This is a genomic window from Arthrobacter sp. GW460-12-1-14-TSB2 (assembly GCF_059423525.1).
The window spans coordinates 195,550-219,688 of the sequence record NZ_JBWKYC010000001.1 but is presented as its reverse complement, the minus strand read 5'-3'; the positions used below and the strand labels follow the sequence as shown (position 1 = coordinate 219,688).

Below are 24,139 nucleotides of genomic sequence, written 5' to 3'. Positions count from 1 at the left end.
CCGGGCCGCAACGGAAGCCGCGGCCCCTCCTCAGCTGTGGTTGATCTGAATCTTGCGCGTCCCGGTTGCCGGAGCTTGCTCGCTCGCCGGCGCGCGGACTTCCAGGACCCCGTCGTTGTAGGAGGCCGTCACGTCTTCCTCCCGGGCGCCGGGCGGCAGCGAGACACTCCGAGAGAATGAGCCGTAACGAAACTCCGAGCGATAGCCGCTCTTGCTCTTGTGTTCGGATTTCTCCTCGCGCTCCGCTTTGATGTGGAGCATACCGTCGGCCACGGAGACGTCCACGTCCTTCTCGGGATCAATGCCAGGCAGTTCCGCCCTCACCACGAGCGCGTTTCCGTCCATGAACTGTTCCACGCGCATGGACGGCATCGTCAGGTCTCCTTCAAGGAACCGCCGGATCGGGTCCAGAACGTCCGACGGCGTCCACTTGTTGAGATCGGCCATGATAGCTCCCTAGTGTTGTTCGCTGCAGATTGTGGCCGGCCGGGAATGGTCACGACCGATATGCCCATTACACACCCGCAGGAGCGGGGTGTAATGGGCAGAAGGTCCCCTCATGGCCAGGGGTTCGGCGCAGCGCCGGGAGGGTGCGAAAGGTCAGTGGCCCATGCCCAGGCCGCCGTCAACGGGGATAACGGCACCCGAGATGTAGGACGCTTCATCACTGGAGATCCACCGCACCACGTTCGCCACTTCAGCGGCTTCGGCGAAACGTCCCGCCGGCACCTTGGACAGGTAGTCCTTCTGGGTGGCCTCCGGCAGTTCCGCCGTCATATCAGTGTTGATGAATCCCGGCGCCACAACGTTGGCCGTAATGCCGCGGCCGCCGAGTTCGCGGGTCAGCGAGCGGGCAATTCCCACCAGTCCGGCTTTGGAGGCGGAGTAGTTGATCTGGCCGGGAGCGCCGTAAAGCCCGGAAACAGAGGAAATCAGCACAACCCGGCCTTTGCGCATGCGGATCATGCCCTTGGAAGCGCGCTTGATGACGCGGAAGGCGCCGGTCAGGTTGGTGTCGATGACCGAGGTGAAGTCGTCTTCACTCATGCGCATCAGCAGCGTGTCCTTGGTGATTCCCGCGTTGGCCACCAGCACCTCGACCGGGCCGTGCGCAGCCTCAACCGTGGCGAACGCGGCGTCCACTGACGCCTCATCCGTGACGTCGGCCTTGACGCCCAGGATTCCCTCCGGGAGTGCAGACTCGCTGCGATAGGTCACGGCAACTTTGTCACCGTTGGCCAGGAAGGCCTCGGCAATGGCCAGTCCGATGCCGCGGTTTCCGCCGGTGATCAGGACGCTGCGGCCGGTCGATGCTACTTCAGTCATAGTTTGCTCCGGGATTCTGCGGCATGGGGCACCGCGGTGAGGGGCGGGATTTTTACTGCCTCCGATCTTAGCCTCCGTTTGGGCGGCACTGGTGAGGGTGAGAGAATTGGATTAAGCCTTGGGAGCGTGATGAAACAGCCGTGACACTTGCAAAACGACCCGGACCTTCGATGTCCGGTGAACCGGACGCCGTCTCCGGTGACGCCGAGGTTCACAGCATCACGGATGCCGCCAGCGCCCATTCAGAAGAGATGCGCGTGCGGATGATCAAGTATGCCGTGGCGATGGGCATCCGCATGGTGTGCCTGATCCTGGTGTTTGTTGTCGATGGCTGGTTCAAAGTCCTCCCGATTGCCGGGGCAGTATTCCTGCCGTGGATTGCCGTGGTCATCGCCAACGGGAGCGACAAAGCAGAAATTCACAGCGACCACCTGCTTGACGCTGCCCCGCTGGCAGAGCTCGAAGCACCGGAATTCCCGGCCGCCGTCGCGGACGAAGGCCCCACGGTACTCCAGGGCGAACTCATCGAGGACGAAGACGATAACGACGGCCAGGAACGGGCAGCTTCATGAACATTTTTGACCTTGCCGGCGGCGCCGCCGGGCCTGCGGAAACGGCTGCACCCATGTGCTCGAGGAAGGCCTGCCGGACCGGCGCCGCCTGGCAGCTGCTGTGGAACAACCCGAAGATCCACTCGCCCGAACGCCGCAAAGTCTGGCTGGCTTGCGAGGAGCACCGGCTGTGGCTGGAAGATTACCTGCAGACCCGCGGCCTCTGGAAAGAGACCCTGCCGCTGGATCTTGCCGCTGTTTCAGGCACGGACAGCTGAATGTACCGCTTCCTCTTCTCCAGCAAATGGCTGGGTTACCTCTTGCTGGCTGCGATTTTTGCCACTGCCTGCGTGTTCCTGGGCCGCTGGCAGATGGACCGCAGGGCGGAGACCCTGGCGGAGATCAACAGGGTCACGTCGAACTACTCGGCCACTCCCCTGCCCTTCGCAGCTGCCGAAGCACAGTTCTCCCGGCTGGACGCCGACAAAGAGTGGACCCAGGTGGAGCTGAAGGGCCGTTACGACGTCGGCGGCCAGCGAGTGGTGCGGAACCGCCCGCTCAACGGCCAGCCCGGCTACGAAGTGGTGGTCCCCTTCAGGCTCAGTACCGGACAGACGGTTGTTGTGGACCGCGGCTGGCTCCCAATCGGGAACAACACTCCAGGACGCCCTGATTCCGTTCCGGAACCGCCGTCGGGCGATGTCACCGTGGTGGTCCGCCTGAAACCCGGTGAGCCGGAGCTTCAGCGCGGCGCTCCCGACGGTCAGCTTGCCTCCATCGATCTTCCGGCCTACGCCGCCCAGCTAGGATACCCGGTGCTAACCGGCGCCTACGGGCAGCTGGCCTCCGAAACACCGGCCGTCTCCACCATGCCGTCCCCCTTCCCGAAGCCCTCCGTGGAAGAAGGAACACACCTGTCCTATTCGCTGCAGTGGTTCGCTTTCGGCGTGCTGATGTTTATTGGCTTCGGCTACGCGGCGCGTCAGCAGGCACGCAATGCGGAGATTGACGCGCAGGACGCAGCCGAGGACGGTACACCCGAGTACGCCATGGCCGCGAACCGGCGTCGCCCTGCACCCCGCAAGCGAAAGAATCCGACGGCGGAGGAAGAGGAAGACGCGATCCTGGACGCCCAGGGGTACTGACCGATGAGTTTCGACAGCATTCCCGAACCGGTGGCCAACGTCAAGCGCACCCTGACCGCGCTGGGCGCCGACGACACCGTGACGGTGTTCGACTCAAAAGTCCCGACGGCCGCAGCTGCCGCCGCCACGCTGGGCTGCGACCTCGCGGCGATCACCAACAGCCTGGTGTTCGACGTCGACGGCGCGCCGCTGCTCATTCTGGCCAGCGGCGCCGCCAGGGTGGACGTCCGCAAGGTCGCCGAGCAACTGGGCACGGGCAAGATCCGCCGGGCCTCCCCCGAGTTCGTCCTGCAGCACACGGGGCAGGAAGTGGGAGGAGTAGCCCCGGTAGGCCACCCGGAGAAGATCAAGACCCTCCTGGACACCTCCCTCAAGACGCACAACGTCCTCTGGGCAGGAGCCGGCGACCACAACTCGATGTTCAGCATCACCTACGACGAGCTACAGAAGATCACCGGCGCAGAAGAAATGGCCGTCCGCTAAGCAGGGATGAACGCAGGCTAAGCCAGCGTAATGAGGTCCAGGTAGTCTTCGTTCCAGTGGTCCTCGACGCCGTCGGGCAGCAGGACAACGCGTTCGGGGTTCAGCGCTTCGACGGCACCTTCATCGTGGCTGACCAGGACGACGGCGCCGGTGTAGTTACGCAAGGCGCCCAGGATCTCGGAGCGGCTGGCGGGGTCCAGGTTGTTGGTGGGTTCATCGAGGAGCAGCACATTCGCGCTTGACGCCACGATGGTTGCCAAGGCCAGGCGGGTCTTCTCGCCGCCGGAGAGCACGCCGGCAGGCTTGTCGACGTCGTCACCGGAAAACAGGAACGAACCAAGGATGCCGCGCACCTCAGCATCATTCATGTCCGGTGCGGAGGACCGCATGTTCTGCAGGACAGTGCGGTCGACGTCGAGCGTCTCGTGTTCCTGGGCGTAGTAACCCACCTTCAGCCCGTGCCCGGCGATCACTTCGCCGGTGTCAGGCTTGTCGACGCCGGCCAGCATCCGCAGCAGGGTGGTCTTGCCGGCGCCGTTGAGGCCCAGGATGACCACCTTGGAGCCGCGGTCGATGGCCAGGTCCACGTCGGTGAAGATTTCCAGCGATCCGTAGGACTTGCTGAGGCCGTCCGCAGTGAGCGGGGTCTTGCCGCAGGGCGAGGGATCCGGGAAGCGCAGGGCAGCCACGCGGTCGTTTTCGCGAACAGCCTCCAGCCCACTGAGCAGGCGTTCGGCGCGCTTGGCCATGTTCTGCGCGGCAACGGCCTTGGTGGCCTTCGCCCGCATTTTGTTGGCCTGGTCGAACAGGACCTGGGCCTTCTTTTCGGCGTTGGCGCGTTCCCGCTTGCGGGCGCGTTCGTCCGTTTCGCGCTGCTGGAGGTAGCGCTTCCAGTCCATGTTGTAGAAGTCGATCTGCGCGCGGTTGGCGTCCAGCAGGAACACCTTGTTAACAGTTGCTTCGAGCAGTTCCGTGTCGTGGCTGATCACGATCAGACCGCCCTGGTGGTTCTTCAGGAAGTCGCGGAGCCAGGCGATGGAGTCCGCATCGAGGTGGTTGGTCGGTTCATCGAGGAGCATGGTCTCGGCATCCGAGTAGAGGATGCGGGCGAGCTCCACACGGCGACGCTGTCCACCGGAGAGTGTCTTCAGGGGCTGGTTCAGCAGGCGGTCCGGCAGCGCCAGGTTCGAGCAGATCGCTGCCGCCTCGGCCTCGGCCGCGTAACCGCCGGCAGCCAGGAATTCCGATTCCAGCCGGTCATAACGGTTCATGGCCTTGCGCTGGACGGCTGCGTCCTCGCTTGCCATCTCCTCATGGGCCAGGCGAAGCTTGCCTACGGCAACGTCCAGGCCCCGGACGGAAAGGATCCGGTCCCGGGCGAGCTGTTCCATGTCCGGCGTGCGGGGGTCCTGGGGAAGGTAGCCGATCTCGCCGCTGCGGGTGACCTTGCCGCCGGCGGGCAGTCCCTCGCCGGCCAGGACGCGGGTGAGCGTGGTCTTGCCTGCACCGTTACGGCCCACAAGGCCGATCTTGTCTCCCTTGTCGATCCGGAAGCTCACCTGATCCATGAGGAGGCGGGCGCCGGCGCGCAATTCGAGATCCTGGACGGTAATCAATGCAGCTAAGGCCTTTCACAACAGGGAACGCCACGGCACAGCGGATGGAGTCTGGGCGGGGCCGGGGCAGTGTGGCCGAGAGAACGGCCTTTACCAGTCTACCGGCACCGCACGTCCTGGAAGACCCGCAGGGTGTACCCCGCCCCGGCACCCGCCGCACGGCTGCGTTGGCCACCCCGTCCAGAGTCAGCGCCTTCCGTTAGTGGATCCCCTACAAAAAAGGGTTGCGGCCGGAGACGTATCGTCGGAATTGAGGGGAAAAGGCTGCCCGCAGGCAGTTGCCCCTCCCCGTTGCATCGCACTTGCACTGACCGACAGGACTTCCCCATGACCCACACTGACAAGGCCGTCACCAACCAGCCGGCCACCAGCCATGAACCAGGCGCCCAATCGGCCCGGAACCGCTGGAACGCCACGGATCTAGGCCTCATCGCCGTTTTTGCCGCCCTCGTGGCCGGCTCCGCACTCATCGCCGCCATTCCCGTGGGCGGCCTCGGCGTGCCCATCACCTTGCAGACCCTCGCGGTGATGCTGACGGGTATGGCGCTTGGCCCCGGGCGGGCGTTCGCCGCCGTCGGCCTCTACACCCTGCTGGGGCTCGCCGGACTGCCGATCTTCAGCGGCGGCCGGAGCGGACTGGGGATCCTCGCCGGCCCCTCGGCCGGCTACATCATCGCCTTCCCGCTCGCCGCCCTGGCCGTCGGCTGGCTGACCACCATCGTCCTCCGCCGCACCGTGAAGTACCGTGGCCTGTTCCTCTTCGCCGCGGCCATGGCCACCAGCATCGTGCTCGTCCACAGCCTGGGCGTGCTGGGCATGATGGTCAACGGCAAGCTGGACCTTTCCAAGGCCTTCCTCCTAGACCTCGCCTACTACCCCGGCGACATCATCAAGAACGTCCTTGCCGTCACGGTCGCACTCGCCCTGCACAAGGCGTTCCCCGATCTCCTGATCCGCCGTGCCGGTGTCCGGAACAACGGGGCGGTCGCCACCCGAGAGGGCCAGGCCGGCAACTAGCATGGGCAGCATTCTTCTGGACGAAGTCGACGTTCGGGTAGCGGTGGACGGACATCCCGAGCCGAAGACACTGCTGCACGGAATCTCGCTGAACCTCACCGAACAGCGGATCGGAGTGATCGGCGCGAACGGGTCAGGGAAGTCCACCCTCCTGCGGCTCCTGAACGGACTGGTCGCGCCGAGCCACGGAACGGTGACGGTTGACGGCGACGATACCGTCAGGTCGGTCCGGGCCGTGCGCCGGAAAGTTGGTTTCGTGTTCACGGACCCGCTCTCCCAGCTGGTGATGCCCACCGGCCGGGAAGACGTGGAACTCTCCCTGCGGCGTTCCGTCCGGAACCCGAGGGAACGCCGGGACGCCGCCGCGGCGATCCTTAACCGCTTCGGGCTGTTGGCCCTGGCCGACCAGAGCATCTACGAGCTTTCGGGCGGCGAACGGCAACTGATGGCACTCGCCGCCGTTCTGGCCGTGGGGCCCTCGGTCCTGGTGCTGGACGAGCCGTCCACCCTCCTGGACCTCCGGAACCGTGAACTCCTCCGCCGGACCATTGCGGGCCTCAGCCAACAGATCGTGATGTCCACCCACGACCTTGAGCTCGCCCGGGACATGGACCGCGTCCTGGTGGTGGACTCAGGACAGGTGGTGTTCGACGGCGGTGCGGACGCCGCCGTCGAACATTACCGGGCACTGTCCGCCGCCGGCCTCCCGCCGGTGGGCGCCGCGTCCTGGCCGCACCATCCGGAGTCCACGTGAGCGGCCACGGATTCCTGCTGGTCAACTACGTTCCGGGTACGTCACTGGTCCACCGGGCACCGCTCTGGCTGAAGTTCCTCTCGGTGGTTGGTTGCGGCATGGCGTCGTTCCTGGTGGTGGACTGGGTGGTTGCCACGGGAGTGCTGGCCCTGATGTGCATTGTGTTCCTCGCCAGCGGTGCCGGCCCGGCCCGCCTGTTCAAGGCCGTCAGGCCCATCCTGCCGGTACTGGCGGCCATCGGATTGTTCCAGTGGTGGCAACTGGGCGGTCCGGTTGCTGCGCGGATCGTCCTGAATGTCCTGGTCTGCGTGGTTGCCGCGTCCATACTGACTGCCACCACTCCGATGCAACGCCTGCTCGACGGCGTCGTCTCCCTGGCGGTCCCGTTCCGACGCTTTGGCGCGGACCCCGAACGGTTCGCGCTGACCATTGCGATCATGCTCCGCAGCATTCCGTTCATCGCCGGAGCCTACTCGGACGTCAGGGATTCAGCCCGTGCCCGCGGACTTGAACGCAACCCCCGGGCACTGGTGCTGCCCGTCTTCATCACCACGGTGGCCTATGCGCGACAGACGGGCGACGCACTTGCGGCCCGGGGCCTTGGTGAGCCCGGCACGGAGGACGACGACATGAATGACAACGAGATGCAGGACGGCGCCGGGCGGGGCTAGCCGGGCCGGCTTAATGGCCGCGGGTCCCGTCCAGCCGTTCGTACCAGAACAGGGCAGCGGTGCCCATCCCCCCGGCAATGCTGATCATGGCCAGAGCCAGCGGGCCGGCCCTGCCGCCCGCGGACGGTGATGTCTTTCGGGCCTGAGCCAGGAGCCGCGTGACCAGAACGGCGCCCGACGCCCCGTACGCATGCCCCAGTGCCAGCGCACCGCCGTCGAGGTTGGCCCGTTCCGGGTCGATACCGAGGGCATCCAGGCACGCGAGGGTCTGGGACGCGAAGGCCTCATTGAACTCCACCAGTTCAATTTCCGCGGCCGTGACACCGTACTGCGCCAACAGGCGCCCGGCCGCCGCGGCGGCTCCCATTCCCAGAACGCGGGGGTCCACGCCCGCGGTATCGGTGCCCAGTACGAGGAGCCCGTCCGCCGCCCCCAGTTCCCGTGCACGCTGCAGGGAAGTAATGACGACGGCGGACGCGGCGTCCGCGTCGAAACAGGAGTTGCCGGCGGTGACGGTGCCGTCCTCGGCGAAGACAGGCGGGAACCGGGACATCAGGGCAGCCGTCAGGCGTGCCCGCGGACCGTCGTCGGACGCCACGGTTCCGGACGCAGCCTGCAGCGGAACCGTCTCGCCGGTGAAGCTCCGGGCCGCTGCTGCCGCCAGCGCGCGCCGGTGGCTTTCCAAGGCAAACCGGTCCTGGCGGTCGCGGCTGATGCCGTAAACAGCGGCCACGTTGTCCGCTGCGGCGCCCATGTCCGGATCGCCATAACTGAGGGGCACGAACTGCGCCCGGCGGAAGAACTCGGGGCTGCCGTCGGCGGCCTTGTTCGCGCGGAGCGGAGCAGTACTGATGCTTTCGACCCCGCCCGCAAGGTAGGCGCCGCCGCCTCCGGCCGCCACCAGCCGCGCGGCGAGCACAATGGCGTCGAGGCCGGAGCCGCACTGCCGGTCCACGGTGACGCCCGGTACGCTGACGGGCAGGCCGGCCTCCAGGGCAGCCAGGCGCGCAACGTTGCCGCCGCCTCCCACCGCGTTGCCGATCACGACGTCCGTCACTGCGCCTGCAGGCAGGCCCGTCCGGTCAAGGAGGCCGCGAAGCACGGGGGCCAGGAGTTCATGGGCCCTGAGTTCCTTGAACGCTCCGTTGACCCTGCGGATTGGAGTCCGCAGCGCCGCGATGACCACCGGCTGGCGGTCGGGCGGCAGCTGGTCGGGGAGCATCTGCGCGGCGGCCGGCTCAGCCAAGGCGGCGGACCCGTGTATCGCCGCGTTCAATCCAGTCCAGCAGCAGTTGCCTGCTGACTTTCCCCCGGTCCGTCACAGGCAGCTCAGTCAGGGCGAAATACTGCAACGGCCGCTTGTCCCTGGGCAGGACGTCATCAAGGCCGGCTTTCAGCTGGGTTGCCGTGATGCCCCCGTGGGAGGGGACCACCCCTGCCACGACGCGTTGGCCGCGGACATCGTCCTGCATGCCTGAGGCAACGGCGGCCGCCACGCCGGGGACGGACGCGAGGGCCAGTTCCACCTCATGCGGGTAGACGTTCTTGCCCGCCGTGATGATCATGTCCGCGCGGCGGCCCAGGATGTGAAGCTCGCCATCCTGCAGGTACCCCTGGTCCCCCACCGTGTACCAGCCGTCGAAACAGCGCAGCGCCTGACCGTCGTCGCCCCAGAGGTAGCCGTTGCTGACCATTCCGCTGCGCACGCAGATATTGCCGTCCGTGCCGTCGGGAAGCGGGGCGCCGTCGTCGTCCATGATCCGGACTTCGACGCCGGGGAAGGGCTTCCCGATTCCGGTTCCTCCCGCGTCCAGCGGAGCCCCGGAGCGCAGCGCAACCCCGGAAACGAAGCTCAGCTCGGAGGCGCCGTAGTACTCGAAGATGGTTGCCCTGGGTGCCCAGCGGCGCGCGGCCTCCAGGGTCCGGGCATCCAGCTTGGACCCCGCGCAGATGATGGACGTAATGCCGGACGCATCCACGCAGCCGGCAAGCCCGCGCTCACTAAGCAGCCGGAGCATGGTGGGGACCAGGACCAGCCGGGTGATGCCGTCATGCGTGATGGCGGCGTGCACATCGCCCACGTCGAAGGATTCCAGCGTGTGGAATTCCGAGCCCGCATAGAGGCACTCGGACAGTGCATACAGGTTGAGGCTGGCCGCCAGAGGCCCCGGGGCGAGCGTCTTGTCCTGTGGGGTGAGTCCGAAGAACTCGATGGACGCGTCAAACGAGAGCTGCCACGAGCGCCTTGAGCGGGTGAACGCCTTGGGAACCGAAGTGGTGCCCGACGTCAGGCCGATCAGGAACACGGAATCCGGGCTGCCGTCCCGGAGCGCAGCCGACGACGGATTGCCGGGCTCTGTGTGCAGCCGCCCCGCGATCTCGGCCTGCAGCTGCGTGGGCCAGGTGGGGTCGAGGACGGCACATTGCCGGTCGCCGGCCACCGCGGCGGCGAACGACACGGCGAAGTCGACCGAGTTCGCCTGAGCCAGCACGGTCACCTTGCCGGTGTCCGCCGCCTGCGCCGCGGCGGCGTCCCGCAGGGCGGCCCAGCTGAGGTACCGGCCGGCCACGACGACGGCGGTGTCGTCGGGGCGGTCATCGGCCCAGCGTTGGAGTCTGTTGAGGAATGGCATCGGATCAACTTTACCGGCGTCCACGGGTCCGGGCCGGGCCCGTCCGGCTATTGTGACATTATGAGTTTCAATGACAATGTCCAACTGGATCCGTCGCAGGTCCAGGACCGCCGCGGCATGGGCCGCGGAACCAAGATCGGCGGCGGCATCGGCGGCGGAATCATCCTGCTGCTGGCCGCACTGTTTGGGATCAACCCCCAACTGCTGGAAGGCCTGGCCGGGACGGTTCAGGAGCCGCAGAGCACCGGAAGTGCACCGGCCTGCGAGTCCGGCGCCGACGCGGACGCCCGGCTCGACTGCCGCATCACCGGGACGGTAAACAGCCTCAACGCTTTTTGGCCGGCGTACCTTGCCCAGTACAACACCGAATATCCGCGTCCCACTACGGTGATCTTCAGCCAGGCCACCAATACCGGCTGCGGCGGTGCAACTTCCGAGGTGGGCCCGTTCTACTGCCCGGCTGACACCACCGCCTACTTCGATCCCGGTTTCTTCCAAGACCTGGTGGACCGCTTCGGATCCTCCGGCGGACCGCTGGCCCAGGAGTATGTTGTGGCGCACGAGTTCGGCCACCACGTCCAGAACATCCTGGGCAACCTTGACCGGGCCCAGCAGGATCCGCAGGGTCCCGAATCGGGCGCCGTCCGCGTCGAGCTGCAGGCTGACTGCTATGCCGGACTCTGGGTCCGCCACGCCACCACCCAGCAGGACCCCAAGACCGGGCAGCCGTTTCTTGAGCCGCTGACCCAGCAGGACCTGAATGACGCCCTCTCCGCGGCGTCCGCCGTTGGTGACGACCGCATCCAGAAAGCAGCTACCGGCCGCGTTTCGCCGGAGGCCTGGACCCACGGGTCCAGCGAACAGCGGCAGAAATGGTTCTACCAGGGCTACAAGACCGGCGATATCAACCAGTGCGATACATTCAGTGCCGCCGTCGTTATTTAACCGCGGTTGCTAACGGGAGCCTAGATGTTGAAACCCAAGGCCCGCATCTGGTCGCGTCCGTCTTCGGTGATCCGCTCCGGACCCCATGGCGGCATCCAGACCCAGTTCAGCCGCCATTCGTCCACGACGCCGTCGAGGGCCTTGCCCACCTGCTCCTCGATGACGTCCGTGAGCGGGCACGCCGCCGTGGTGAGCGTCATGTCGATCAGGAGGGCGCCGTCGTCGTCCGAGTATTTCAGGCCGTACAGCAGCCCGAGGTCAACGATGTTGACGCCGAGCTCGGGGTCGATAACGTCCTTCAGTGCCTCTTCGACATCTTCGAGGCCCGTACGGGCCGCTTTGATTTCGGTCATGGCGTTGTCCTAACTAGCCCTGGACTGCAGCGTCAGCTGCAGAGATGGTGGCTGCGCCGGCACCCTTGGCGTAACGGTCGTAGCCTTCTTCTTCGAGGCGGTCGGCAAGTTCCGGGCCGCCTTCTTCGACTACCTGGCCGTCGACAAAGACGTGGACGAACTCAGGCTTGATGTAGCGCAGGATCCGCGTGTAGTGCGTGATGAGCAGCGTGCCCATGTTGCCTTCGGCGTGGGCGCGGTTGACGCCTTCGGAGACGACCTTCAGCGCGTCGACGTCCAGGCCGGAGTCGGTCTCGTCCAAGACGGCGAACTTCGGCTTGAAGAGCTCGAGCTGGAGGATCTCCACCCGCTTCTTTTCGCCGCCGGAGAAGCCTTCGTTGACGTTGCGCTGGGTGAAGTCGGCGTCGATCCGCAGCTTCTGCATGGCGGCCTTGACGTCCTTCGTCCAGGTACGCAGCTTGGGCGCTTCGCCGTCGATGGCGGTCTTGGCGGTGCGGAGGAAGTTGGTCATGCTCACACCGGGAACCTCCACCGGGTACTGCATGGCCAGGAAGACGCCGGCGCGGGCGCGCTCGTCCACGGACATGGCCAGAACGTCTTCGCCGTCCAGCGTGATGGAGCCGCTGGTGACGTTGTAGCGCGGGTGGCCGGCGATGGTTGACGCCAGGGTGGACTTGCCCGAACCGTTGGGGCCCATGATGGCGTGCGTCTCACCGGTCCTGATGGTCAGGCTGACGCCCTTCAGGATCTCCTTGGTGCCCTGCTCGGTCTCAATGCTGACGTGCAGGTCCTTGATCTCAAGAGTTGACATGCTCTTCTTTCTTTTCGTTCGTAAGTCTTGTGAAGCCGGGCGCTCAGTAGTTGTTGACCGTGGCGCCGTTCAGAACATTGGCCACGTCCACGTAGACGTCGTCACCGTGAAGCTCGACGGCGAAGACGGGCACGGGATCGTAGGCAGGAAGTTGAAGCGGCTGGCCGTTGCGCAGGTCGAACTGCGAGCCGTGGCCCCAGCACTCGATCGCGCAGCCTTCCACCTCGCCTTCAGACAGCGAGATGTCCGCGTGCGAGCAGGTGTCGCCGATGGCGTGGATTTCGCCCATCGAATCCTTGACGACCGCTACGGGGTAGTCGTCGATCAGGATTCGCAGCGCCTGTTTCACCTGGATGTCGTTGGCATTGCATACCAGTTCACCCTTGGGCTGTTCACTCATGCGTTCCGGCCTGCCCGTTTCAGTTTTCGCTCGCGGCGAGCTCGCGCTCGACAGCGTCGGTCAGGCGTTCTTCGAGTGCCGGAACATTGATCTTCTGGATGATCTCGTTGAGGAACCCGCGAACTACCAGACGGCGGGCAACATCTTCGGGGATGCCGCGGGCCATGAGGTAGAACAGGTGCTCGTCGTCGAATCGCCCGGTGGAGCTTGCGTGCCCGGCACCTTCGATAAGACCCGTCTCGATTTCCAGGTTCGGAACCGAGTCCGCGCGGCACCCGTCCGTCAGGATCAGGTTCTGGTTCTTCTCGTATGAGTCGGTTCCCAGGGCCTGCTTCTGGATCAGGACATCGCCGACCCATACGGTGTGCGCATCCTTGCCCTGCAGGGCGCCCTTGTAGAGCACGTTCGACTTGCAGTTGGCCACGTTGTGGTCGACGAAGGACCGGTGCTCCAGGTGCTGTCCGGCGTCGGCGAAGTAGAGGCCCAGCAGCTCGGCCTCGGCGCCCTCGCCGGAGAAGCGGACGTTGGAGTTCAGGCGCACGATGGATCCGCCCAGGGACACGGCGATGTGCTTGTACACAGCATCCTTGCCAACCTGAGCGTCGTGCTGCGCGAGGTGCTTGGCGTCGTCTTCCCAGAGCTGCACGGAGATCACGGTGAGCTTGGCGCCTTCACCGACGATGACTTCCAGGTTGCCGTTGTGGTCGGCGGCACCGGTGTGCTCCAGGATCACGACGCTGCGGGAGTTGGCGCCCGCTTCAAGCACGTAGTGTGCGTTGGAGCGGTGGCCGGCGCCTGCGCCGTGGACCAGGATGCGGAGCGGCTCGGCCGGTTCGGCGTCCGCGGGGATGACGACGTGCAGCGCCTCCTCCGTGTTGGCGGAGGCGACGGCGGCGGCACGGTCCGCAGGGACCAGGACGGTTCCCCGCGGTGCGGACCCGGCAGCCAGCGGGCTGCGAACATACCCTTCCGGCGCTTCGACCGTGAAGTCGGCGGCCGGAGCGGGATCAAGATCCGTCGCGGTGTCGGAGAGCAGGTTGGCCAGCGCGCGGACCGGGCTGAAGCGCCATTCCTCTTCGCGGCCCGTGGGCAGCGGGAAGTCGGCGACATTGAAGCTCGTGAGGCGTTCGGCGCGGGAAGACATCACGGTCACGCCGTGATTGTGGCCGTGGTCCACCTTGGCGGCAACCAGACCCTCGCCTTCCTCGGTGAAGCCGGCGATGGAAGGCGCCCCGATGCGGGCCTTTTCAGTAACAGTTTCGGCAGTCATTAACCGACGGATCCTTCCATCTGGAGTTCAATGAGGCGGTTCAGCTCGAGGGCGTATTCCATCGGCAGCTCGCGGGCGATCGGCTCGATGAAGCCGCGCACGATCATCGCCATGGCTTCGTCTTCGCGCATGCCGCGGGACATGAGATAGAAGAGCTGCTCTTCGGAAACACGCGAAACAGTTGCCTCGTGCCCCAACTGGACGTCATCTTCGCGGATGTCGATGTACGGGTACGTGTCCGAGCGGCTGATCGTGTCCACGAGGAGAGCGTCGCAGCGGACCGTGTTGGCCGAGTGCTTGGCGCCTTCGCGGATCTGGACCAGGCCGCGGTAAGCGGCGCGGCCGCCGCCGCGGGCCACCGACTTGGAGATGATGGAGCTCTTGGTGTTCGGTGCGATGTGCACCATCTTCGAGCCCGTGTCCTGGTGCTGGCCTTCGCCGGCGAACGCAATGGACAGGGTTTCACCCTTGGCGTGCTCGCCCACAAGGTAGACAGCCGGGTACTTCATGGTCACCTTGGAGCCGATGTTGCCATCGATCCATTCCATAGTGGCGCCTTCTTCGCAGATGGCGCGCTTGGTGACCAGGTTGTACACGTTCGTGGACCAGTTCTGGATGGTCGTGTAGCGGACGCGGGCGCCCTTCTTCACGATGATTTCCACCACGGCGGAGTGCAGCGAGTCCGAGGTGTAGATCGGCGCCGTGCAGCCTTCGATGTAGTGGACGTAGGAGTCCTCGTCGGCGATGATCAGGGTACGCTCGAACTGGCCCATGTTTTCGGTGTTGATACGGAAGTAGGCCTGCAGCGGGATGTCCACGTGGACGCCCTTGGGGACGTACACGAAGGAACCGCCGGACCAGACCGCCGTGTTCAGCGAGGCGAACTTGTTGTCGCCCACCGGGATGATGGTGCCGAAGTACTCCTGGAAGATCTCCGGGTGCTCGCGCAGCGCGGTGTCCGTGTCCAGGAAGATGACGCCCTGCTGTTCCAGGTCCTCGCGGATCTGGTGGTACACAACTTCGGATTCGTACTGTGCTGCCACGCCAGAAACCAGGCGGCTGCGCTCAGCTTCCGGGATGCCCAGCTTCTCGTAAGTGTTGCGGATGTCCTCGGGGAGGTCCTCCCACGTGGCGGCCTGCTTCTCGGTGGAGCGCACGAAGTACTTGATGTTGTCGAAGTCGATGCCGGAGAGGTCTGCACCCCAAGTGGGCATGGGCTTGCGGTCGAAGTACTTCAGACCCTTCAGGCGCAGGTCCAGCATCCACTCCGGCTCGTTCTTCTTGGCCGAAATGTCCCGGACAACTTCGTCGTTGATGCCACGACGTGCGTTGGCTCCGACATCGTTCTTGTCGGCCCAGCCGTACTCATAGGTGCCGATACCGTGGAGCTCGGGGTTCTTCTCCAGAATCTCCGAAATCACAGTAGTTTCAGCAACCTTGTTCTCTGATAGTTGGTCCGTCATCACGGCCTTTCTTGCAGATGGTTGGATACTTCGCCCAGGCTGTCCGTGGTGTGTCCGGAGCCGGATGGCCCCTTGGCGGCCGGACGGCCTGTAGGTATGTGGGTGGTGCAGACGTGTCCGCCACGTGCCAGTGTGGACAGCCGCCGCACGTCAACGCCGACGAGCCGGGAAAACACTTCGGTTTCGACGTCGCAGAACACGGGGAACTTCGTGGCCAGCTGTTGGATGGGGCAATGCCCCTGGCACAGCTGGACGCTGGAGAGCGCAGCGGGGAGCGGCGCCTTGGCTTCGATGGAGGCCGCGGAGGCGACGAACCCGTCGCGGCTCAAAGCGGTGGAAAGAGCTTGCGCCCGTGCGGTGATATCCGGTCCGGCAGCCTCGATCTCCGGCGCGTAGCGTCGCTCCATGTCGGCAAACCGCTCGACTGCGAACTCGCGGACGGCGTCGGGGCCGGCGATTTCCCCCAGGCGCTGGAGAGCCAGGCCGGCAATGTCGAGGTAGTCGTCGCCGAGGCTGGACTGGCCCTGGGTGCTCAGGACGTAGCGCCTCGCCGGGCGTCCTGCGCCGGCCCCCGCCTTTGCCACGCGCTTGACTTCGATCACACCGCTGCGTGAGAGGTGGTCCAGATGGCGGCGCACGGCTGCGGGAGTGAAGCCGAGCAGGTCACCGAGTTCTGCTGCGCTGACCGGCCCGTGCTCCAGCACGGCATTCAGGACGCGGTCGCGGGTGCGTTCGTCCGAGTCCGCCGGCAACGTGTGCGGCGTGGCGGGCTGCCGGACTGTGGGCGACGAACTCCCGGGCCGGAACGAGCCGGCGGCGCCATTTGGCGCGGCAGACCCGGTTCGGGGCGCAGAAAGTCGAGTGCTCATGGAATACACAACACAATCATGTCGTAATTTACTCCCCCGTACTAGTAAGGCGAGGCTGACCTACGGTCATATCCCGTCGGGTGGTGCGCCTACTACATCCCGTAGAATGCTTTGGTGCGATCTCCCGATTCTCCCGTCCTGTCCATTAAGGGACTCATTAAGGACGTTGGCCCGCTGGCCTCCCTTGACGGCAAGATGCTCCGGGTGGTCAGCGGCGTTTCCCTTGCCGCCGAACGCGGACAGGTCACCGCCCTGCTGGGGGCCAACGGTGCCGGCAAGACCACCACCATCGAGTGTGCGCAGGGCCTGCAGCGGCGGTCGGGCGGGGCGGTCACCCTGCTCGGCCAGGACCCGGACACCGCAGGGGCGTCACTCCGTTCCCGCGTGGGTGTCATGCTGCAGGACGGCGGACTGCCGCCGTCGGCCCGTCCCATTCCCCTGCTGAAGCATATCGCCGGAATGTACCAGAATCCATGGCCTGTCGATGAGCTGATCGGACGCCTGGGCATTGACACCTTCAGCCGGACCACCGTCCGGCGCCTTTCGGGCGGGCAACGCCAGCGGCTTGCTCTGGCTGCCGCCCTGGTGGGAAACCCCGAAGTCCTCTTCCTGGACGAACCGAGTGCAGGCCTGGATCCGCAGTCGCGCCAGCTTGTTTTCGAGCTGATTGCGGAACTGCGGGACGCCGGCATGGGAATCATCCTGACGACCCACCTCATGGACGACGCCCAGCGCCTGGCTGATTACGTGTACATCATCGACGCCGGCAGGAACGTGGCCGAAGGAACAGTGGCACAGCTGCTGATGCGGAACCTGAGCACGGATAATGCGCAGGAACATGTCCGGACACTGCTTTTCGAGGCTCGGCCCGGACTGGACTTCACGGGCGTTCTCCCCGCCGCCGTCGACGTTCGCGAAACCAGGGCCGGGAGCTACGCCGCCACCGGTGCGCTGACGCCGCAAGACCTGGCCGCGCTGACAGCCTGGTGGGCCGCGCACGGCATTATGCCCGGTTCCATGAGCCTGGAGGCGCGGAGCCTGGAAGACGTATTTTTGGATATCTCGGGAAGGGAGATCCGATGAGCCGGGTCCTCGGCAGCGCTCCTGCCCCGCTTCTTCGCCGCATTCTGCTGCAGGGCAGGTACGAGGCGCTGACCATGCTGCGGAACGGCGAGCAACTCATCCTTGCAGTCGTCCTGCCCCTGCTTGCCCTAGTGGGGCTGACCGTCACCCCGTTGCTGGACGGCCTGGGCGGCACCCGGGTCGACGTTGCGGTACCGGGCATCCTCGCGCTGTGCGCCATGTCCACCGCCTTCACCGGCCAGGGCATCTCCACCGGTTTTGACCGGCGCTACGGGGTGCTGCGTTTCCTGTCCACCACTCCCCTGGGCCGGACCGGCCTGATCGCCGGCAAGATCCTGGCTGTCCTGGCAGTCCTGGTCCTTCAGGTGCTGGTAGTGGGGGCGGTGGCATTTGCGCTCGGCTGGCAGCCGACGACGGCGGGCTGGCTCCCGGCGCTGGTCCTCCTGGTTCTGGGGGCGGCAGCCTTCACTGCCCTGGGGCTGCTGGTCGCGGGTACGGTCCGGCCCGAGGCGACGCTGGCCATCACCAACCTCCTGTGGATCCTGCTCGGAGCCCTGGGCGGCATCGTCCTGCCCGCCGAACGGCTGCCCGGCCCGGCCCGGGAACTGGTCCACTTCCTGCCCTCCGGGGCATTGGGCGAGGCCCTGAGGGATGCCTTCCTCGCTGGCACCTTCAATGGAGGCGCCACCCTAATCCTGCTGCTTTGGACGGCTATCGCCGGCGCAGCGGCCATCCGTTGGTTCAAGTGGAATTGAGAAAACCGTGAGTACGGCATCGCGCCTCCCCCAAATCCTCGGACGCATGACGTCCAAGCTCCCAGTTGCGGTCGACTCGACCGTCCGCCGGCTGGCCGTCCTGTCACTCATCGGCCAGACGGTGCTCGTGGTAACCGGCGGCGCGGTCCGCCTCACCGCGTCCGGGCTCGGCTGCCCCACGTGGCCCCGCTGCACCGACGTGTCCCTTGTCAATACACCGGAGATGGGTATCCACGGGTTCATCGAATTCGGAAACCGGCTCCTGACGTTCGCCCTGGCCGCAATCGCAGTCCTGATGCTGGTCTACTTGTGGAACCTCCGCAAAGAGCGACGGGACCTCTACCTATTGGCCCTGGGCCTGCTGGCCAGCATCCCGGCACAGGCCGTCATCGGCGGCATTACGGTGCTCACCCAGCTCAACCCGTGGGTCGTGGGCCTGCACTTCCTGGTCTCGATGGCCCTTGTTGTTATTGCCACCCTGCTGGTCAACAGGGCGTACGGCCGTACGGGACGGTTCCCCGCCGTCGGGCTTCCCGCCCTTCCGGGCGCCGCACGTCCGGTGATGGCCGCCGTCGCCCTGTTCTCTGCCGTCGCCGTGACCCTTGGAGTGGTGGTGACGGGCGCCGGACCGCACGCGGGCGATGCGGATGCCCCCAGGAACGGCCTTGACTGGGACTTCTTCTCCCACATCCACGCGGTGCCGGCCTATCTCGTCACCGCCGGAGCGCTCTTCGGCGTGTTCCTCGTGCTCCGGGACCGGATCCAAGGCCCCTTCCGCACTGCCGTCCTGCTGCTTCTTGGAGTCACGGTGCTGCAGGCGGCCATTGGCTTCACGCAGTATTACAACGGCATTCCCGCGTTGCTGGTGGGTGCCCACATGCTGGGTGCCGCGCTGCTCATGAGCGCCGCCACGAACGCCGCGGACATCGCACGGTTCAGCCCGGTCAAGTAGGGACTGGTCGTGCTGCAGCGCGAGGCCGTCACGTAAGGCAGCCTCCGTCAAGCAGTACAGCCCCGAGAAGCACCCCGGTCAGCATTCTTGACCGGGGTGCTTCTCTTTGCCCGCCTGACCTTGGCGACGCTCTCTCACTTCCTGCGGGGTTTCGGCGGACGCTCTCTCACTTCCTGCGGCCCAAAACGAAAGGCTCCTTCACCCTGGGGTGAAGGAGCCTTTCCGGAAAGCTGCGGAAGCTGAGAGAGCGTTGCCGATTTTGCCACTAGAAGTGAGAGAGCGTCCGGTATTAAACGGCAGGAAGTGAGAGAGCGTCCGGGGTTAGGAAGTGGGAAGGGGGCTAGCCCATGATGGCTGAACCCACGAAGGGGTCCACGGCCAGTGCGATGAAGAGCAGGGTCAGGTAGCTGATTGAACCGTGGAAGACCTTCATGGCGCCCTTGTTGGAGACGTCGCCACCCTGGGCCCGGTTGTAGAGGGCGTGCGATTCGTACAGGAACCAGGCGCCGGCGACGACGGCGGTGACGGTGTACACCCAGCCAGCCCCGCCCGCAGGGACCAGCAGCAGCGAGCAGGCAACCATGGCCCACGCGTACAGGACGACCTGGACCGAGACGACTTTCGCGCCGGCGATTGCCCCGAGCATCGGCACGTTGGCGTTGCGGTAGTCCTCGCCGTAGCGCATGGACAGCGGCCAGTAGTGCGGCGGAGTCCACAGGAAGATCACCATGAACAGGACGATGGCGGGCCACTCCACAGTGTTGGTCACGGCGGACCAGGCGATCAGGACCGGGAAGCAGCCTGCCGCTCCGCCCCAGACGATGTTCTGGGCCGTGCGGCGCTTGAGGATCATTGTGTAAATGACCACGTAGAAGACGATGGCGCCGAGGCCAAGCCATGCTGAGAGAGGGTTGGCGCCGAACCAGAGGATCGCGATGGCGGCCGCACCCAGCAACCAGGAAAACACGAGCGCTTCGCGCGGCGTCACTTCACCGGTTACCAGGGGCCGGTTCTCGGTCCGGTGCATCAATTTGTCGATGTCGCGGTCGATGTAGCAGTTGAACGCACCGGCACTGCCGGCAGCGAACGCTCCACCCACGAGCGTCGCCAGGATCAGCCCGATGGAGGGGAATCCGCGTTCGGCGTAGATCATGGTGGGCAGAGTGCTCACAAGAAGGAGTTCGATGACCCGCGGTTTTGTGAGGGCAAGGTACGCCTTGGCTTTGCGGGCTATCCCGATCTTTCCGGGGAGCCGGGAGGCGTTCAGCGGCGTATCTGTTGTGCTCACGGTGGCAGTCACTCTGTTCTGTCTGGCTGTTCAGTCCGGCTGGTTCTCGCAGCGGCGGCGGCCCAAAAAGGGCCCGCTCCCTCCGGCGGTGGCCTCCGAATATCATACCGTGGCTCTCCGGCGCCCAAAGCCTCCATGATTCCGGCAGGTTAACCGATCCTCACGGCAGTGGCACAGCGTGGTGATTCATATAAGGAAAATTCAGTCCACTTAGTGAGATACACGCTGACCAGCCCTTGGAATGGGGCTAAGCTGTCTGCAGATCAGCACGCAAGGAATGCCAGTGGAATGCGCATTCCCGGAATCTCGAACGCGACTGAATGAAGATCAACGTTTCAATGGTGAACGGCTGGTACTAACCGCAGCGGGCACCAACATGCGTGCCCCCGCTCCGGCCTGTTCGTACCACCTGCCGTCAGCACAGAGAGGGGCCCGGTTTTCGTGCCACATTTGGAAGAGCAAGAACTGTCATGGACCAGTTTGGACCAGCGAGCCGTTGATACGGTCCGCATTCTGGCCGCGGATGCGGTCGAAAAAGTAGGGAACGGCCACCCGGGCACCGCGATGAGCCTGGCCCCGGCTGCGTACCTTCTCTTCCAGAAGCTGATGCGCCATGACCCGAAGAACCCGGACTGGATCGGCCGCGACCGGTTCATCCTCTCCCCCGGCCACACGTCCCTGACGCTGTACATCCAGCTGTTCCTTTCCGGCTACGGACTGGAGCTCGATGACCTGAAGGCGTTGCGTACCTGGGGTTCGCTGACACCGGGGCACCCGGAGTACAAGCACACGGCCGGTGTGGAGATCACCACCGGCCCGCTGGGCCAGGGCCTGGCCTCCTCGGTCGGCTTCGCGTACTCCCAGCGCCGCCAACGCGGCCTGTTCGACGCCGACGCTCCCGCCGGTGAGTCCCCGTTCGACCACACCATCTGGGTCATTGCGTCCGACGGCGACCTCCAGGAAGGCGTGACCTCCGAGGCTTCCTCGCTGGCCGGCCACCAGGAACTCGGCAACCTTGTCGTTGTTTACGACGAGAACCACATCTCCATCGAAGACGACACCGACGTCGCCTTCACCGAGGACGTCCTCAAGCGCTACGAGGCGTACGGCTGGCACGTCCAGCGCGTGGACTGGACCAAGACCGGCGAATACAAGGAAGACGTGCAGGAACTGTACGCCGCCCTGATCGCCGCGAAGGCGGAGACCTCCAAGCCCTCGATCGTGTCGCTGCGCACCATCATCGGCTACCCGGCCCCGAAGAAGCAGAACACCGGCAAGATCCATGGCTCGGCCCTGGGCGCCGAGGAAGTCGCGGCACTGAAGAGCGTGCTGGGCTTTGACCCCGCGAAGACCTTCGAGGTTGACGAGGAGGTGCTGGCCCACGCCCGCGCCGTCGTGGACCGCGGTGCCGCCGCCCGCACCGAATGGCAGGACTCTTTCGAAGCATGGCAGGCCGGGAACCCGGAAGCGGCCGCACTGCTCGAGCGAGTCGAGGCCCGCAAGCTGCCCGTCGAGCTCGACGGCGCCCTGCCCGTGTTCGAAGCCGGCAAGGACGTCTCCACCCGCGCCGCGTCGGGCAAGGTACTTAACGCAATCGGCCCGGTCATGCCGGAACTGTGGGGCGGTTCGGCCGACCTCGCCGAATCCAACAACACCACCATCGAGGGTTCGCCTTCGTTCATTCCCGCTTCCCGCTCCACCGAGGCGTGGAAGGGCAACCCCTACGGCCGGGTCCTGCACTTCGGCATCCGTGAGCACGCCGCGGCCTCGATCGTGAACGGCATCGCCCTGCACGGCAAGACCCGCGCGTTCTCCGGCACCTTCCTGATCTTCTCCGACTACCAGCGCCCGGCCATCCGCCTCGGTGCACTGATGGGTGTCCCGTCCCTGTATGTATGGACGCACGACTCGATCGGCCTGGGCGAAGACGGCCCCACCCACCAGCCGGTGGAGCAGTTGGCCTCACTGCGCGCCATCCCGGGCCTGGACGTTGTCCGCCCCGGTGACGCCAACGAGGTCGCCGCAGCCTGGAAGGTCATGCTCGAAAACCACGAGAACCCGGCCGGCATTGTCCTGACCCGCCAGAACATCCCCACCTACGCCCGCGGCGAAGGCGACGCCGAGGGCGACACCTTCGGTGCCGTCTCCGGCGTTGCAAAGGGCGGCTACGTCCTGGCCGAAGCGTCCAAGGACGGCAAAACGGCAGACGCCCAGGTCATCCTGATCGGCACCGGGTCCGAGGTCCAGCTGGCCGTGAACGCCCGCGAAGCGCTCCAGGCCGAGGGCATCCCCACCCGCGTGGTATCGATGCCGTGTGTCGAGTGGTTCAACAAGCAGGACGCCGCCTACCGCGACGCCGTCCTCCCGGCCAGCGTCAAGGCACGTGTCTCCGTTGAAGCCGGGCTTGCCCTGGGCTGGAAGGAATTCGTTGGCGACGCCGGCCGTTCCATCAGCCTCGAGCACTTCGGCGCCTCCGCCGACTACAAGCGCCTCTTCCAGGAATTCGGCATCACCGCCGAAGCAGTCACCGCCGCCGCGAAGGAATCCCTCGCAGGTCTCGCCAACTGATACAACACCACGGTTCCGGGGGACCCAGGTCCCCCGGAACCCATGATTTCCAGGAGTTAATGACATGACTACCCCCACCCAGCAGCTCTCGGACGCCGGCGTCTCGATCTGGCTTGACGACCTCTCCCGCGGCCGCCTGCAGACCGGCACCCTGCGCAAGCTCATCGAAGAGAAGAACGTCGTTGGCGTCACCACCAACCCGTCCATCTTCCACGCCGCCATCACGACCGGCCACGACTACGACACCGTCATCGCAGCCCAGGCAGCGGCCGGCGCTTCCGTTGAAGAGACCGTCTTCGAAATCACCACCACCGACGTCGCCGACGCCTGCGACCTGTTCGCTCCCGTCGCCGCCGCGACCAAGGGTGTTGACGGCCGCGTGTCCATCGAAGTGGATCCCCGCCTCGCCTGGGACACCGCTGGCACCATCGCCGAAGCGAAGCACCTGTACAAGAAGGTCGGCAAGGACAACGTCCTGATCAAGATCCCGGCAACCCTTGAAGGCCTCGAAGCCATCACGGCGACCCTGGCCGAGGGCATCAGCGTCAACGTCACCTTGATCTTCTCGCTGGAACGCTACCGCGCAGTCATCAACGCCTTCCAGTCCGGCCTGGAGCAGGCCAAGGGCAACGGCCACGACCTCTCCAAGATCCACTCGGTCGCATCCTTCTTTGTCTCCCGCGTGGACGCCGAAATCGACAAGCGCCTCGACGCCGTCGGAACCGACGAAGCCAAGGCACTCAAGGGCAAGGCCGGACTGGCCAACGCCCGCCTCGCCTACCAGGTCTATGAAGAGCTCTTCTCCACCGAACGCTGGGCCTTGCTGGCCGAAGCCGGCGCCCTGCCGCAGCGTCCGTTGTGGGCTTCCACCGGTGTAAAGGACCCGGCCTACCCGGACACCCTCTACGTCACCGAACTCGTCGCACCCGGCGTCGTCAACACCATGCCGGAGAAGACCCTGGACGCCACCTTTGACCACGGCGTCGTTACGGGCGACACCGTCACCCGCGGCTACGACGACGCGAATGCGACGCTGAACGCACTCGACGCACTGGGGATTTCCTACAACGAAGTCGTGGCACTGCTTGAATCCGAAGGCCTGGACAAGTTCGTGGCCAGCTGGAAGGAACTGCTGGGTGACGTCGAAGGCGCCCTGGCCTCTGCACGGAAGGCTTCCTAACCCATC

The 24,139-nt window shown here is 65.6% G+C and carries 25 protein-coding genes; 13 read left to right on the top strand and 12 right to left on the bottom strand.

Annotated features, from left to right (window positions below; genetic code table 11):
- Window positions 1–30: 30 nt before the first annotated feature.
- Entirely contained in the window at window positions 31–447 is a 417-nt protein-coding gene (locus AC07YR_RS01045) for an Hsp20/alpha crystallin family protein (RefSeq protein ID WP_055805831.1), read from the bottom strand.
- A 153-nt stretch (window positions 448–600) separates the two neighbouring features.
- Entirely contained in the window at window positions 601–1,326 is a 726-nt protein-coding gene (gene fabG / locus AC07YR_RS01040; protein WP_028269270.1) for a 3-oxoacyl-ACP reductase FabG, read from the bottom strand.
- Between the two features lie 140 nt (window positions 1,327–1,466).
- On the opposite strand from fabG, the gene AC07YR_RS01035 reads away from it, so the two are divergent.
- From AC07YR_RS01035 to AC07YR_RS01020, 4 genes are read left to right on the top strand one after another with little or no spacing between them, the layout of a single operon-like run.
- Window positions 1,467–1,898: a DUF3099 domain-containing protein gene (locus AC07YR_RS01035; protein WP_436057657.1), complete on the top strand. Its 432-nt coding sequence runs from the start codon at window positions 1,467–1,469 to the stop codon at window positions 1,896–1,898.
- Entirely contained in the window at window positions 1,895–2,155 is a 261-nt protein-coding gene (locus AC07YR_RS01030) for a hypothetical protein (RefSeq protein ID WP_055805837.1), read from the top strand. The genes AC07YR_RS01035 and AC07YR_RS01030 overlap by 4 nt, the downstream gene beginning before the upstream one ends.
- Window positions 2,156–3,022: an SURF1 family cytochrome oxidase biogenesis protein gene (locus AC07YR_RS01025; protein ID WP_494732811.1), complete on the top strand. Its 867-nt coding sequence runs from the start codon at window positions 2,156–2,158 to the stop codon at window positions 3,020–3,022.
- A gap of 3 nt (window positions 3,023–3,025) precedes the next feature.
- Window positions 3,026–3,505, top strand: coding sequence for a YbaK/EbsC family protein (locus tag AC07YR_RS01020; RefSeq protein ID WP_494732810.1), 480 nt, complete (start codon window positions 3,026–3,028; stop codon window positions 3,503–3,505).
- Window positions 3,506–3,522: 17 nt separating this feature from the next.
- Here AC07YR_RS01020 and AC07YR_RS01015 read toward each other — a convergent pair whose 3' ends face one another.
- Window positions 3,523–5,121, bottom strand: a complete 1,599-nt coding sequence (locus AC07YR_RS01015; protein WP_055805845.1) for an ABC-F family ATP-binding cassette domain-containing protein — start codon at window positions 5,119–5,121, stop codon at window positions 3,523–3,525.
- 327 nt (window positions 5,122–5,448) lie between these two features.
- Here AC07YR_RS01015 and AC07YR_RS01010 point away from each other — a divergent pair, with 327 nt between their 5' ends.
- From AC07YR_RS01010 to AC07YR_RS01000, 3 genes are read left to right on the top strand one after another with little or no spacing between them, the layout of a single operon-like run.
- Window positions 5,449–6,138: a biotin transporter BioY gene (locus tag AC07YR_RS01010; protein WP_494732809.1), complete on the top strand. Its 690-nt coding sequence runs from the start codon at window positions 5,449–5,451 to the stop codon at window positions 6,136–6,138.
- 1 nt (window position 6,139) lies between these two features.
- Window positions 6,140–6,892, top strand: coding sequence for an energy-coupling factor ABC transporter ATP-binding protein (locus AC07YR_RS01005; RefSeq protein ID WP_494732808.1), 753 nt, complete (start codon window positions 6,140–6,142; stop codon window positions 6,890–6,892).
- Complete coding sequence (locus tag AC07YR_RS01000) at window positions 6,889–7,563, top strand: energy-coupling factor transporter transmembrane component T family protein (RefSeq protein ID WP_494732807.1); 675 nt, start codon at window positions 6,889–6,891, stop codon at window positions 7,561–7,563. The genes AC07YR_RS01005 and AC07YR_RS01000 overlap by 4 nt, the downstream gene beginning before the upstream one ends.
- A gap of 10 nt (window positions 7,564–7,573) precedes the next feature.
- Here AC07YR_RS01000 and AC07YR_RS00995 read toward each other — a convergent pair whose 3' ends face one another.
- Window positions 7,574–8,785 carry a thiolase family protein gene (locus AC07YR_RS00995; RefSeq protein WP_494733020.1) on the bottom strand — a complete coding sequence of 404 codons (1,212 nt, stop codon included), beginning with the start codon at window positions 8,783–8,785 and terminating at the stop codon, window positions 7,574–7,576.
- Between the two features lie 16 nt (window positions 8,786–8,801).
- Window positions 8,802–10,196, bottom strand: a complete 1,395-nt coding sequence (locus AC07YR_RS00990) for a class I adenylate-forming enzyme family protein (RefSeq protein WP_494732806.1) — start codon at window positions 10,194–10,196, stop codon at window positions 8,802–8,804.
- A 60-nt stretch (window positions 10,197–10,256) separates the two neighbouring features.
- On the opposite strand from AC07YR_RS00990, the gene ypfJ reads away from it, so the two are divergent.
- Window positions 10,257–11,141, top strand: coding sequence for a KPN_02809 family neutral zinc metallopeptidase (gene ypfJ / locus AC07YR_RS00985; protein ID WP_494732805.1), 885 nt, complete (start codon window positions 10,257–10,259; stop codon window positions 11,139–11,141).
- A 20-nt stretch (window positions 11,142–11,161) separates the two neighbouring features.
- Here the strand turns inward: ypfJ and AC07YR_RS00980 are convergent, their stop codons facing one another.
- From AC07YR_RS00980 to AC07YR_RS00955, 6 genes are read right to left on the bottom strand one after another with little or no spacing between them, the layout of a single operon-like run.
- Window positions 11,162–11,494, bottom strand: a complete 333-nt coding sequence (locus tag AC07YR_RS00980; protein ID WP_028269281.1) for a metal-sulfur cluster assembly factor — start codon at window positions 11,492–11,494, stop codon at window positions 11,162–11,164.
- Window positions 11,495–11,507: 13 nt separating this feature from the next.
- Window positions 11,508–12,305, bottom strand: coding sequence for a Fe-S cluster assembly ATPase SufC (gene sufC, locus AC07YR_RS00975; RefSeq protein WP_028269282.1), 798 nt, complete (start codon window positions 12,303–12,305; stop codon window positions 11,508–11,510).
- Between the two features lie 43 nt (window positions 12,306–12,348).
- Window positions 12,349–12,705 carry a non-heme iron oxygenase ferredoxin subunit gene (locus AC07YR_RS00970; RefSeq protein ID WP_436057648.1) on the bottom strand — a complete coding sequence of 119 codons (357 nt, stop codon included), beginning with the start codon at window positions 12,703–12,705 and terminating at the stop codon, window positions 12,349–12,351.
- Between the two features lie 19 nt (window positions 12,706–12,724).
- Complete coding sequence (gene sufD / locus AC07YR_RS00965) at window positions 12,725–13,975, bottom strand: Fe-S cluster assembly protein SufD (protein WP_494732804.1); 1,251 nt, start codon at window positions 13,973–13,975, stop codon at window positions 12,725–12,727.
- Window positions 13,975–15,438, bottom strand: coding sequence for a Fe-S cluster assembly protein SufB (sufB, locus tag AC07YR_RS00960; protein WP_055805870.1), 1,464 nt, complete (start codon window positions 15,436–15,438; stop codon window positions 13,975–13,977). The genes sufD and sufB overlap by 1 nt, the downstream gene beginning before the upstream one ends.
- Window positions 15,438–16,307: a helix-turn-helix transcriptional regulator gene (locus AC07YR_RS00955; RefSeq protein WP_494732803.1), complete on the bottom strand. Its 870-nt coding sequence runs from the start codon at window positions 16,305–16,307 to the stop codon at window positions 15,438–15,440. Before AC07YR_RS00955 ends, sufB begins: the two co-directional genes overlap by 1 nt.
- A 114-nt stretch (window positions 16,308–16,421) precedes the next feature.
- Between AC07YR_RS00955 and AC07YR_RS00950 the strand changes: the two genes are divergently transcribed.
- Genes AC07YR_RS00950 through AC07YR_RS00940 form a run of 3 tightly spaced genes read left to right on the top strand, consistent with a single transcriptional unit; the run spans window position 16,422 to window position 19,097 of the window.
- On the top strand, window positions 16,422–17,390 hold the full coding sequence (locus tag AC07YR_RS00950) for an ABC transporter ATP-binding protein (protein ID WP_436057645.1): 969 nt from the start codon (window positions 16,422–16,424) through the stop codon (window positions 17,388–17,390).
- Window positions 17,387–18,145 carry an ABC transporter permease gene (locus tag AC07YR_RS00945; protein WP_055805877.1) on the top strand — a complete coding sequence of 253 codons (759 nt, stop codon included), beginning with the start codon at window positions 17,387–17,389 and terminating at the stop codon, window positions 18,143–18,145. Before AC07YR_RS00950 ends, AC07YR_RS00945 begins: the two co-directional genes overlap by 4 nt.
- Before the next feature lie 7 nt (window positions 18,146–18,152).
- Window positions 18,153–19,097 carry a COX15/CtaA family protein gene (locus tag AC07YR_RS00940; RefSeq protein WP_494732802.1) on the top strand — a complete coding sequence of 315 codons (945 nt, stop codon included), beginning with the start codon at window positions 18,153–18,155 and terminating at the stop codon, window positions 19,095–19,097.
- Between the two features lie 340 nt (window positions 19,098–19,437).
- Here AC07YR_RS00940 and AC07YR_RS00935 read toward each other — a convergent pair whose 3' ends face one another.
- Window positions 19,438–20,397, bottom strand: a complete 960-nt coding sequence (locus tag AC07YR_RS00935; RefSeq protein ID WP_055805882.1) for a heme o synthase — start codon at window positions 20,395–20,397, stop codon at window positions 19,438–19,440.
- Between the two features lie 438 nt (window positions 20,398–20,835).
- Between AC07YR_RS00935 and tkt the strand changes: the two genes are divergently transcribed.
- Both tkt and tal read left to right on the top strand, forming a co-directional pair.
- Entirely contained in the window at window positions 20,836–22,953 is a 2,118-nt protein-coding gene (gene tkt / locus AC07YR_RS00930; RefSeq protein WP_436059326.1) for a transketolase, read from the top strand.
- Window positions 22,954–23,017: 64 nt separating this feature from the next.
- Window positions 23,018–24,133: a transaldolase gene (gene tal, locus AC07YR_RS00925; RefSeq protein WP_436057643.1), complete on the top strand. Its 1,116-nt coding sequence runs from the start codon at window positions 23,018–23,020 to the stop codon at window positions 24,131–24,133.
- Window positions 24,134–24,139 lie beyond the last annotated feature (6 nt).

What these genes read in the sequence shown, in the direction of transcription:
- sufC (WP_028269282.1), bottom strand. Translation starts at nt 12,305, where the DNA reads ATGTCAACTCTTGAGATCAAGGACCTGCACGTCAGCATTGAGACCGAG.
- AC07YR_RS00945 (WP_055805877.1), top strand. Translation starts at nt 17,387, where the DNA reads ATGAGCCGGGTCCTCGGCAGCGCTCCTGCCCCGCTTCTTCGCCGCATT.
- AC07YR_RS01030 (WP_055805837.1), top strand. Translation starts at nt 1,895, where the DNA reads ATGAACATTTTTGACCTTGCCGGCGGCGCCGCCGGGCCTGCGGAAACG.
- AC07YR_RS01010 (WP_494732809.1), top strand. Translation starts at nt 5,449, where the DNA reads ATGACCCACACTGACAAGGCCGTCACCAACCAGCCGGCCACCAGCCAT.
- sufD (WP_494732804.1), bottom strand. Translation starts at nt 13,975, where the DNA reads ATGACTGCCGAAACTGTTACTGAAAAGGCCCGCATCGGGGCGCCTTCC.
- AC07YR_RS00970 (WP_436057648.1), bottom strand. Translation starts at nt 12,705, where the DNA reads ATGAGTGAACAGCCCAAGGGTGAACTGGTATGCAATGCCAACGACATC.
- fabG (WP_028269270.1), bottom strand. Translation starts at nt 1,326, where the DNA reads ATGACTGAAGTAGCATCGACCGGCCGCAGCGTCCTGATCACCGGCGGA.
- AC07YR_RS01045 (WP_055805831.1), bottom strand. Translation starts at nt 447, where the DNA reads ATGGCCGATCTCAACAAGTGGACGCCGTCGGACGTTCTGGACCCGATC.
- AC07YR_RS01020 (WP_494732810.1), top strand. Translation starts at nt 3,026, where the DNA reads ATGAGTTTCGACAGCATTCCCGAACCGGTGGCCAACGTCAAGCGCACC.
- AC07YR_RS00990 (WP_494732806.1), bottom strand. Translation starts at nt 10,196, where the DNA reads ATGCCATTCCTCAACAGACTCCAACGCTGGGCCGATGACCGCCCCGAC.
- AC07YR_RS00980 (WP_028269281.1), bottom strand. Translation starts at nt 11,494, where the DNA reads ATGACCGAAATCAAAGCGGCCCGTACGGGCCTCGAAGATGTCGAAGAG.
- tal (WP_436057643.1), top strand. Translation starts at nt 23,018, where the DNA reads ATGACTACCCCCACCCAGCAGCTCTCGGACGCCGGCGTCTCGATCTGG.
- ypfJ (WP_494732805.1), top strand. Translation starts at nt 10,257, where the DNA reads ATGAGTTTCAATGACAATGTCCAACTGGATCCGTCGCAGGTCCAGGAC.
- AC07YR_RS00955 (WP_494732803.1), bottom strand. Translation starts at nt 16,307, where the DNA reads ATGAGCACTCGACTTTCTGCGCCCCGAACCGGGTCTGCCGCGCCAAAT.
- sufB (WP_055805870.1), bottom strand. Translation starts at nt 15,438, where the DNA reads ATGACGGACCAACTATCAGAGAACAAGGTTGCTGAAACTACTGTGATT.
- AC07YR_RS00995 (WP_494733020.1), bottom strand. Translation starts at nt 8,785, where the DNA reads ATGCTCCCCGACCAGCTGCCGCCCGACCGCCAGCCGGTGGTCATCGCG.
- AC07YR_RS01005 (WP_494732808.1), top strand. Translation starts at nt 6,140, where the DNA reads ATGGGCAGCATTCTTCTGGACGAAGTCGACGTTCGGGTAGCGGTGGAC.
- AC07YR_RS01025 (WP_494732811.1), top strand. Translation starts at nt 2,156, where the DNA reads ATGTACCGCTTCCTCTTCTCCAGCAAATGGCTGGGTTACCTCTTGCTG.